The organism is Echinicola sediminis, from assembly GCF_054777495.1.
In genome coordinates this window covers 1-9,740 of record NZ_BAAHAP010000140.1, presented here as the reverse complement: position 1 = coordinate 9,740, position 9,740 = coordinate 1, and the positions used below count along the sequence as shown (strand labels likewise).

At 42.7% G+C, this 9,740-nt stretch carries 9 protein-coding genes; 4 read left to right on the top strand and 5 right to left on the bottom strand.

The annotated features are described in order from the left end of the window. On the top strand, positions 1–471 hold a 471-nt coding region (locus ACYVAA_RS21110; RefSeq protein ID WP_460545649.1), incomplete at its 5' end, for an IS91 family transposase. A gap of 268 nt (positions 472–739) precedes the next feature. Here the strand turns inward: ACYVAA_RS21110 and ACYVAA_RS21105 are convergent. After that, positions 740–1,324 carry a hypothetical protein gene (locus ACYVAA_RS21105; RefSeq protein WP_460545646.1) on the bottom strand — a complete coding sequence of 195 codons (585 nt, stop codon included), beginning with the start codon at positions 1,322–1,324 and terminating at the stop codon, positions 740–742. A 610-nt stretch (positions 1,325–1,934) separates the two neighbouring features. Between ACYVAA_RS21105 and ACYVAA_RS21100 the strand changes: the two genes are divergently transcribed. Continuing rightward, positions 1,935–2,096, top strand: a complete 162-nt coding sequence (locus ACYVAA_RS21100; RefSeq protein ID WP_460545644.1) for a hypothetical protein — start codon at positions 1,935–1,937, stop codon at positions 2,094–2,096. A gap of 278 nt (positions 2,097–2,374) precedes the next feature. Here the strand turns inward: ACYVAA_RS21100 and ACYVAA_RS21095 are convergent, their stop codons facing one another. Next, the gene (locus ACYVAA_RS21095) at positions 2,375–3,163 is read right to left on the bottom strand and encodes an AraC family transcriptional regulator (protein WP_460545642.1); all 789 of its coding nucleotides are present in this window, start codon (positions 3,161–3,163) and stop codon (positions 2,375–2,377) included. A gap of 65 nt (positions 3,164–3,228) precedes the next feature. On the opposite strand from ACYVAA_RS21095, the gene ACYVAA_RS21090 reads away from it, so the two are divergent. After that, complete coding sequence (locus ACYVAA_RS21090) at positions 3,229–3,987, top strand: class I SAM-dependent methyltransferase (RefSeq protein WP_460545639.1); 759 nt, start codon at positions 3,229–3,231, stop codon at positions 3,985–3,987. A gap of 478 nt (positions 3,988–4,465) precedes the next feature. Further along, a complete protein-coding gene (locus ACYVAA_RS21085) occupies positions 4,466–5,449 on the top strand; it encodes a glycoside hydrolase family 43 protein (protein ID WP_460545637.1) in 984 nt (327 codons plus the stop codon). Positions 5,450–6,064: 615 nt separating this feature from the next. Here the strand turns inward: ACYVAA_RS21085 and ACYVAA_RS21080 are convergent. The 3 genes from ACYVAA_RS21080 to ACYVAA_RS21070 all read right to left on the bottom strand — a co-directional run bounded on the left by ACYVAA_RS21080 (position 6,065) and on the right by ACYVAA_RS21070 (position 9,284). Further along, a complete protein-coding gene (locus tag ACYVAA_RS21080) occupies positions 6,065–6,529 on the bottom strand; it encodes an NUDIX hydrolase (RefSeq protein ID WP_460545635.1) in 465 nt (154 codons plus the stop codon). An 865-nt stretch (positions 6,530–7,394) separates the two neighbouring features. Next, a complete protein-coding gene (locus ACYVAA_RS21075) occupies positions 7,395–8,555 on the bottom strand; it encodes an aldose epimerase family protein (RefSeq protein ID WP_460545633.1) in 1,161 nt (386 codons plus the stop codon). 24 nt (positions 8,556–8,579) lie between these two features. Then, positions 8,580–9,284 (bottom strand): L-ribulose-5-phosphate 4-epimerase, encoded by a 705-nt coding sequence (locus ACYVAA_RS21070; RefSeq protein ID WP_460545631.1) that lies wholly within the window; start codon positions 9,282–9,284, stop codon positions 8,580–8,582. Between the last annotated feature and the right edge of the window lie 456 nt (positions 9,285–9,740).

Genomic DNA, 9,740 nt, shown 5'->3' with positions numbered 1-9,740 from the left:
GTCGTCTACTGCAAAAGACCTTTCTTCGGCCCCAGGCAGGTGATAGAATACCTGGGCAGGTACTCCCACAAGATCGCCATCAGCAAGCACCGCATCTTGGGCTTCCAGAACGGAAAGGTCCGCTTCTCGGTAAAGGACTACCGGCAAAACGGCCAAAAGAAAACCTGTACATTGGACGCCCCTGAGTTCCTCAGGAGGTTCTGCCTCCATATCCTGCCCAAGGGTTTTACCCGCATCAGGCACTACGGCATCCTGGCCTCGGCCTTCAAGAAAGACCATAAGGCCACTATAGACTGCCAGATCGGAGAAGTGGCCCTTGAAGAAGCTGAGGGCACCGTTTCCCTGTTCAGGAAATGCCCCTGCTGCAAGACCGGCGCACTGCATACGGTGGCACGCTTCGACCAGAGGGGGCCGCCAGACTATTGGATGGACAAAATCAGAAAACAACCGTCGGTACACCAAAGGGTGTAAGGGGAAATCTATGCCCAAAAACCAAAAAAACAGCCCGTAAAGCTGTCCAAAGCCTTATAAGTCTCACAAAGAACAACCTTGTCACCACCGGACTGCAAGCAAACAAGTATCACAAGTATCGTGTTTCTTGGCCCCAGTCCTCCAAAAACACAAAAGGGGAAAAAGCTTTCCCCATAATGACCCCTTTCCCAGCACCAACCGTTCAACACTGCATTCATGTTCGGCCGTTCCGGCCACACGAATGCTTAGTTATTGTAAGCCCTTTTTTTTATTCATTCAACAGCTGTTTTCGTAGGTCAAGAACTTTATTTCTAGCGCTTCTAGCATATAACTCTGCGTTTTTAGCACTCTCCCTAATTTTTTCTTCATTAAAATCTTCATCGCCACCCACTAGACGGATTATGCGTGACAGTTCAGTTTCCTTTCTATTGTAGAGGTCTTGGCGAATTTTGTCTAAAGCATCATGCCCTTTATCTCTATATTGTTCATTAATTGCCAATAACAGTTCAGAAATATTTTCACTTAAATTATCAATACTGTTTTTGTAGTCTTCTAAGATTTCAATTGATAGTTGAGACTTGTCATTCTTATAATGTTCTATCACTTTTTCAGCTAATCTACTTTTCTCAAGAGCTAAATAATCTAAATCTGAACCAATGTATCCAAGCTGCCTTATGAGTTTGTTTTTTTTCTGTTCAGTGTAAATATCATTAACATGATCTTCTAAATCAGTTAGCCAGGTAATAAAATCAATTATGCCTTCTTGAACACTTGCCTTGTTTGTCTGGGCAAAAGAATTATCGACAGAAAATAGAATAAATATGAAGCTGATGAAAAGTCTTTTAACTATCATTTTTTTTGGTTTTATAATTCTTGATAAAAATAATCAGACCTCCAACTAACAAAATGGTTGGTAGAAATAGTTGTTCAATCGGACTGTCGCCTTTCTGAATAAACCTTGTAACGATGTCAAATTTGAAATAAAAGGTGATGACAGCGTACAAAATCGCTATTAGGCTAAATGTTTTCAGTGTATTAATACGTTTACTCATTCTTTAAATGGCTTACAACGTCACTTATATATCTGGTTTTTCCAGGCTTATCCAACAAAATTGAGAGAACAAGCCTGCCATTGATTACTTATTAAGTCTTCCTCCAATGGTTGTATTGAAAAGCATATGCCTTTACTATTACTAAAACTAATGAATCCATTCACTATTACAAATACCCCAAACACGGTATTTAAACCAGAAATATAAAAGATTATTCCGTCCGGTACCCATAGAAGCCGTCCTGTAGGCAAATCTACCGTCCAGTACCCTAGCAGAGTCGACTTGTAGACATATCAGCCTTCCCTGCACCCTAGGTATGGCCTCTTGTAGGGGTAGGAAGCCTCCCTGTAGGTAAAGCAGCCCTCCCTGTACCCCAAGTGGGCCATCCTGTACCCTAGCAGACCCGCCCTGTTGGACAGGAAAGGCATTTTCCCCTACAGGGACGGCAATTCAAGGTACAGTAAACTGATAAAGACAGAGGGGGAATTAAACGGATCAAACAATACTTATGGGCAGAAAAATGGTGAAGATTTTACCACAGAGAACACCGTGTTCACGGAGGAAAACTATTGAATTTTAGCTACCAACTTGCCTGGCCGGAAAGGTGAATAATAATGAACCTGTCCCGATCACTACCTATGATGAACATGGATTAAAAAAGTAATATAAAAACATCTGTGTTGATCCATGTCCATCTGTGGATTATTTATGATCCCCTGATCTGGCCCTTGTTTGCTGCGAGGATCTTTAAACCTTTGCCTTGTCACACCGCATGAGAGACTAAATTGCATCACAAATACTGGAATTTGGTTACCCCTGTTGCAAAGGCGGTGGAAATGGGGCATTCCTTCTTATTTTATCAGGTAATTTGCTGGTGTTTTTCCAAAGTGTTTTTTGAAGGTAACTATAAATGAACTAACATTTTCATAACCTAAATCAAAGGCGATTTCTTTGACACTTTTCTTTTCCCCTAACAATTTGATAGCTTCCATTAGCTTCATACGCATTTTCCAATCTCCAAAACTCATCCCCAGCTCTTTATGAAATAATCTTGAAAGTGTTCTTGAACTTATAAATGATTTGCCTGCATAATAGTCAATGGTATGCTTACTTGACAAATCACTCATTAAAGCAGCTAATACTACCTTTATTCTTTTATCCTGACTTGTCGGCAGGAAAGTTTTACTTGGCCGCAAAGTAGAAAGTTCGTCTATAAACACCTCGATTATTCTATTTTGCTGTTGGCTAAAGCTAATGGGGTTAGAAAAAGAGACTATTTTTTCTAAGATGGTTTTTAAAAAACCTGAAGTTTCGAAGGCGAAACTAGTCGTAGGTAAATCCTTGAGTTTTGACTCGTCTATAAATGCGGTAATAACCTTTACATTATTTGGAAAATAAACTTGATGCTCTTCATTACTCGCGATCCAAACACTCTGTAAAGAATTGACGATCCAAATATTCTTTTTGGTGACAACCTCCATAATACCAGTATTGCAAGAGATGATTTGAGCTCTTGGGTGTGCATGCGAATTTGCACATTTAGCATTTTGAATATCTTCCGAGTAAGTAATCACCGGTCGTAACTCGTTTACTTCAAAACCATGGTCAACCTTGATCTTTGTCTTATAATCAATATTCATTGTCCAAATATAGTTATTAAGACTTTGCGAGGAGTTCTGAAATTTGTTAAAAATTAAAATAACAAATGATGGACACTAAAAATCATAACACAAACATTGTTAAACAATTTTCAAAACAAGCGGGTGCATACACCTCAATTGCCTCACATAGTGATTCCTTGGATAAGTTGATTTCAATATCATCCCCTACCAAGAGCGATAATGTCTTAGATATTGCATGTGGTTCTGGCATAGTCTCCTGTAAATTTGCGAAATACACCCACCATGTGACCGGAATTGACATGACACAAGGAATGCTTGACGAAGCAAAGAAATTGCAGGCCAGGCATAACCTGACTAATGTAACTTGGCAAATTGGTGATGTTGAAAGTCTACCTTACGAGGATGATAGATTCTCAATTGTAATTTCAAGATTCGGATTTCATCATTTCTTAAATCCTTTTAAAGTGTTGTCTGAAATGAAAAGGGTTTGTAAACTAGAAGGGAAGGTTTTAGTTATTGACGTTTCTCTACCGGATTCCAAGATTAACAAATACAATGAAATGGAAAAAAACAGGGATTATTCTCATGTAGCAGCACTTTCATTGACCGAATTTTCCAATCTTTTTGAAAAGGTCGGCTTTAAAAATTTAAACAGGGATTTTTACTCCATGCAGATTGAACTTAAAGAGCAACTTAAAGCATCCTTTCCCCGTGACGTAAATACCTTAGAAAGCATGATCATTGCCGATGTGGGAGTAAATGATTTAGGGATCAATGTCACAAAGCTTAACGATGACTATTTTTTACATTATCCAATTCATATTTTCTCCGCTGAGCATTAAACTATTTTAAAAGTCCTTCTTAAACGGAGGACTTTTTCCAGTATCAAACACAACTACCCATGTATCTAGCCTTTCCGGGCCAGTCCATAAAGCTCAGCGGCAGGCCTGAATTTGTTTTCTTTCTATAAGTGTAAGGATGATCAAAAAGGCCTGGTGCCGATAGCCTCCGATAGCAAATGGATTTTCACAATTTACAACGCCTCACTTCGACAAGCTCAGTGACCGTAGGCTATTTTGGCCTTTACCCTTTAAACAATCAAAATGGATTAACCAGATTAAAAGTAAATACTCACATCTGTGTTCATCCGTGTCCATCCGTGGCCCCCTAAACTACTACCTTAACTCCCCCCCTCCTCTCCGGACAGTTCATAACAGCCTGATTTATTTTAGTGTTTTTTTTACACTTATTATTTTATAATTTATTTACAAGTAGTACATTTGGTCATCTTGTTAACGAAAACCTAAGACCAATACCCTTATGCTAAGCCTAAAACACCTGTTGCTTGCCTGCCTATTGGCAAGTACCGCCATAGCTGCCCAAGCGCAGCAGCAAATCTCCGCAATGGCCCCACCGGTACCGGGCAATCCGGTGATCACCGAAAAATTCACCGCAGACCCCGCGGCCATCGTCCATCAGGACACTGTTTTTCTCTATGTTGGCCATGACCAGAAAGAACCGCCCCATCACGGCTACGAAATGCACGAATGGCTGATCTATTCTTCCACCGATATGGTCAATTGGGAAGAAAGGGCGGCTGTCGATGTGAAGGAGACCTTTTCATGGGCCGCTGATGATGCCTGGGCCGCCGAGGTGATAGAAAAAGACGGGAAATTTTACTGGTTTGTAACAGTAAGCCATAAGGACATCCATGGCAAGGCCATTGGAATCGCCGTAGCGGACAGTCCTGTTGGGCCTTGGAAGGACGCCCTGGGCCATGCCCTGATCACCAATGACATGACCACCGATGCCAAAATCAGCTGGGACGACATCGACCCAACGGTCTATATCGATGATGACGGCACTGCCCACCTGTTTTGGGGCAATACGATTTGCTATTATGCAAAACTGAAGGACAATATGATCGAACTGGACAGCGAGATCAAATACATCGATCTTCCCCACTTTACGGAAGCGCCCTATGTCCACAAAAAAGGGGACTATTATTACCTTTCCTATGCGTATAAATTCCCCGAAAAAACCGCCTATGCGATGAGCAGCAGCATCCAGGGCCCATGGAAATTCCAGGGAATCCTAAACGAGGTGGCAGGCAACAGCAACACCAACCACCAGGCCATCATTGAATACAAAGGCAAAGACTACTTTATCTACCATAATGGCAGCATCCCCACCCAAGGAGGAAGCTTCAGAAGGTCTGTTTGTGTCGATTACCTTTATTACAATCCCGACGGCACCATCAAGCGAATCGTCATGACTTCGGAAGGTGTGGAACCGGCAAAATAAGTTGATTTAATAAACCCCTGAATAGTTAAGCTTGCCAATATTTGTATCGGCAGGCTTATTTTTTTGCATAACCATAAAAAACAGGCAGGCGATGATCAGAATATCCATAGCCCCCATTATGCTGACAACTCATAAACTTTTCCACGCTGATTTCGCTGATAAGCGCAGATTATTGGAAAGCTATTTCAGAGAAATAAGCCACGGATAATGATTTTCTGGTTCTATATGAATATAGTGGGTAGAAGAATTTGAAGTTCTTGAGGAGACCAAAAGCGACTGACTGTTCAAAGAGGTATGTACTTTAGCGGGAATGGACTTTCACCATTGGCAGGAAAGGCTGCTAAAGCGGCCAGATAAGACACATCTAGCCCCTGGTTGGCACCCGGGGTTATCCATATTGCACCCGCGTCCGCGGGTGCTCTCCTCATTCTGCTAACGCCTTTGGCCGACTTGAAAAGCCATGCCAAAAAATTGCCTACAATCCATCAAACATAGATGATAGCAACCAGATGTTTAGCCACTATAAATCATAGGTAACCGATTTTCTTGGACTAATCCAAAAAACATCCGTGCACCCGTGGCAATGAAATACCAAAACTACTTACCGCTGACTGTTTACCGGGCACTATGTTTGGCATAGCCATAAAAAACAGGGGTACTGTAGTCGGACAAATCTTTTTTCAACCATTCCTCAAAAAACCTCCGGCAAAATCCGCCCAGATCATAGGACAATATTTCCTCTGGTTTGGCCCATACATACTCATCGGCCTCATCATTGAGCACCACCTCGCTGCTGTCCGTCCTGCAGGTATAGTCTATAAAGATAAAATGCCGTTTTTCACTGAAATGCTCACTGTTGACGCTTTCCTGAATACTGACCAATTTCAGTTCGTAAACATCCAAGCCTGTCTCCTCCTTCACTTCCCGGAGGAGGGCCTCTTCCATCTTCTCGCCTTTTTCTATATGTCCTCCGGGGATTACATATTGGTTATTCCACTTGGGGGACCTGCACAGTAGGATCTTGTTTTCGAGATTAAAAATAACGGCTCCGACGGTCGGTTCAGGGTATATGGAATTCATAAATCTGTAGTTAATGAGGCTACAAAACTAGGAATATTAAGAAAACATATAAACATCCAGCTAAGGCAAAAAGTCAAACCCCATTTGCTGTTTCCCGTTGAGCAGGCTGATAAGCGCAGATTTTTGGAGGGTTATTTAGCCCTAATTCATCATGCCCCTCTATTTGGAACGAGTTATCCACACACCTAAAACATTCATATTTTATGAATTATCTCCAAGAGAGAGCCATAGCGGAGGGCGGAGCCCTGCACTATGGCTCTCTCCCATGACATAGGGGCTGTCCCATAAGTAGATTTGTCCGAATCTTACACAAATAATATTTCGTTTACCTCATGTCAGCCAGTGAAGATAGTGACTGCCCCAAGGGGGCAGCTATATGATAGCCTGGGGTGGCAGCCCCAGGCAAAGGTACCCCATAAGGGCCATGTTTTGGCCGGAAAAATATCAGTAGAGCATATAACTTGCCGCCAAAACCCGTAGCCTTCAATTGAAAGCTTTACCCAAGATAATGTATTGAATAATGAAATCGCAGGCGAACAGAAACCCTATGCCTATAGCATATTTGGTAAAAATATTTCAGTCTTCAAATATGAGAAAGCCTCGAGATCAATGAAAGCAACTCAATCCCAAACAAACCTTTCATCATATTCCACACTATATTTCTTCAAAAACATCCGATATTCTTCTTGGAATCTATAAGGATTAAGCCACAGTCATAAAAAAAACACAGCAAAACACCATAAAATGCCCTGCTGTGGTAATGAATAAAACGTTGTTTAGGTCTAATAAGCCCCAGTAGACGGAAAATGATTCCCGAAGACTCTCCAGAAAAACATCCGTGCATCCATGGCTAAGAAATATCAAATCACTTTACCCCAAAATGATACTTGATGGTATGGTGATAGGTCTCTCCAGGATTCAGCCTTGCCGAAGGGAAAGCCTCTTCATTTGGGGAATTGGGAAAGGTCTGCGGCTCAAGACACAAACCAAAATACTGCTCATAGTTCACCCCGTCCACCGCGATACTTCCATCAAGGAAATTACCGGAATAAAACTGTACGGCCGGTGAATCGGCATAAAGCTCCATGACCCTGCCTGAGCCCGGATGGTACAATTCGGCCATTTTGGTCATTTCTCCATCGGCCTGGGCCTTTACCACAAAATTGTGATCATAACCTCCGGCTACCTGATCGATCCTCTCTCCTATTTTATGGGCACTGGTAAAATCAAAAGCTGTCCCTTCCACCGGAACCACCTCACCCGTAGGGATCAGGGTTTCGTCCACAGGGGTATAATGTTCTGCCCACAAGGTCAGCTCATGGCCGAGGATATTTTCCTTGAGGCCGCTCAAGTTGAAATAGCCATGGTGCGTGAGGTTGACGACCGTTGACTTGTTGGTGCTTGCCTCGAATGAAACGCTCAGATTATTGTCATTGTCCAATTCAAAATCCACCTTGGTAAGCAATTCCCCGGGATAGCCTTCTTCACCATCCGGGCTCACATAGGTCATGGAAACCCCTACGGCCTCTTCATTTTCAAAAGGCTTTGCCTCCCAAAAAACCTTGTCAAAGCCCTTGTCCCCGCCATGCAGATGGTTGGGGCCGTCGTTGGTGGCCAGCTCATATTCCTGACCATCCAGGGAAAACCTTCCTTTTTCGATCCTGTTGGCATAGCGGCCGACACTGGCACCGATATAGTTGGTACTCGTACGGTAGCCTTCCAGGTCTTCATAATAAAGCACTATATTTTCCAGCTTTCCTTCTTTATCCGGAACGACCAGACGGGTGATCACCCCGCCATAATTGGAAAGGTCCACTTCCACCCCATTGGCATTTTTAAGGGTGTAGACCTGGGCTTCTTTACCCTCCACCATGGCATTGGCAACAGAGAGTTCAAGTCCCGTGCTTTCTGGAGCAGCTTCTTCTGTGATAGTTTCCTTTTCGGAAGTTTTGGAAGAACAGGCGTAAAAAGAAAGGGCCCCAGCGAGCGCCAATATGCCAAAAACATTCGACATTCTTAGGTTCATAGAGTTTATTTTTAAGTTGGTTGGTTAGCAGCCTTGCCCATAATAAGCATCCTTACCGTGCTTGCGCTCGTAATGCTTTCGGATCAATGCATCCTTCAATCGGGGCGCATTCGGGTTGATCTGAAGAGTAAGATAAGCCATTTTAGCTACTTCCTCCAAGACTTTACTGTTATATACCGCCTTGTCCGCATTTTTGCCCCAGCTGAACGGACCGTGGTTGCCCACCAAGATCATTTCCACTTCCTCATAAGAAAGGCCCTTTTCCTCAAAGCAATCCAAAATCTGCTTCCCGGTCATGTGCTCGTAATCTCCCTCAATCAGCTCATCGGCCATTGGGGGCGCACAAGGGATGTCTTTGGTCAAATGGTCCGCATGGGTGGTGCCGAAAATAGGCACATCCATCTGGGCCTGCGCCCAAGCTACCCCATAAAGCGAATGGGTATGGACAATTCCCCCAATATTCTCCCATTCCTTGTACAGATAGGCATGTGTCTTGGTGTCTGAAGAAGGCCGCATCTCTCCCTCCACGATCTTGGCATCAAAATCACAGATGACAATATCTTCCGCTTTTAGCTTTTCGTAAGGGACACCACTTGGCTTGATCGCAAAAACCCCCTCACTCCTGTCCACCGCACTCACATTCCCAAAGGTGTACACTACCAAATCCAAAGCCGGAAGCTGCATATTGGCTTCATAGCATTCTCTCTTTAACTCAATAAATTTACTCATCAGTATTTCGGTTTTACGGGTTAATCCAACAGCCGTCCAGCAGCTGTTTCTGAGTCACAAGTTAATAATATTATCTGTATTTATTACACTTATTAATTTGAAACATGTTTATGCTGAATTCTACCGGTGATTTAATTTCAATTAATTGAGTTTGATATTATTTGACTATCCGGGATTTCGCACGTAACATTAATAGAACAAAATACTTAATAGAAATCCTTCTGAGGGCATTTGGAGCATTCGGTTTTGGGACAATTGATGGAGGCGTTAAGAAAATGAGTTAGCTCGCGAAGTGGACGAGCGAGATCCACTCATTTTTAGCCTACAGCAAATGGCACAAAATCAAATTGAGGCAAACTGATCTTAATCGAAAACCAATTCACTCAATTTGAAGAAGGCTCCGTGGCCTAGATTTTTGGTTCTTTTCATCAATGGAAAAGAACATAAAACAACAAG

Excerpts from the sequence above, each read along its gene's own strand:
- ACYVAA_RS21075 (WP_460545633.1), bottom strand. The coding sequence starts at position 8,555 with ATGAACCTAAGAATGTCGAATGTTTTTGGCATATTGGCGCTCGCTGGG.
- ACYVAA_RS21095 (WP_460545642.1), bottom strand. The coding sequence starts at position 3,163 with ATGAATATTGATTATAAGACAAAGATCAAGGTTGACCATGGTTTTGAA.
- ACYVAA_RS21085 (WP_460545637.1), top strand. The coding sequence starts at position 4,466 with ATGCTAAGCCTAAAACACCTGTTGCTTGCCTGCCTATTGGCAAGTACC.
- ACYVAA_RS21070 (WP_460545631.1), bottom strand. The coding sequence starts at position 9,284 with ATGAGTAAATTTATTGAGTTAAAGAGAGAATGCTATGAAGCCAATATG.
- ACYVAA_RS21080 (WP_460545635.1), bottom strand. The coding sequence starts at position 6,529 with ATGAATTCCATATACCCTGAACCGACCGTCGGAGCCGTTATTTTTAAT.
- ACYVAA_RS21105 (WP_460545646.1), bottom strand. The coding sequence starts at position 1,324 with ATGATAGTTAAAAGACTTTTCATCAGCTTCATATTTATTCTATTTTCT.
- ACYVAA_RS21090 (WP_460545639.1), top strand. The coding sequence starts at position 3,229 with ATGATGGACACTAAAAATCATAACACAAACATTGTTAAACAATTTTCA.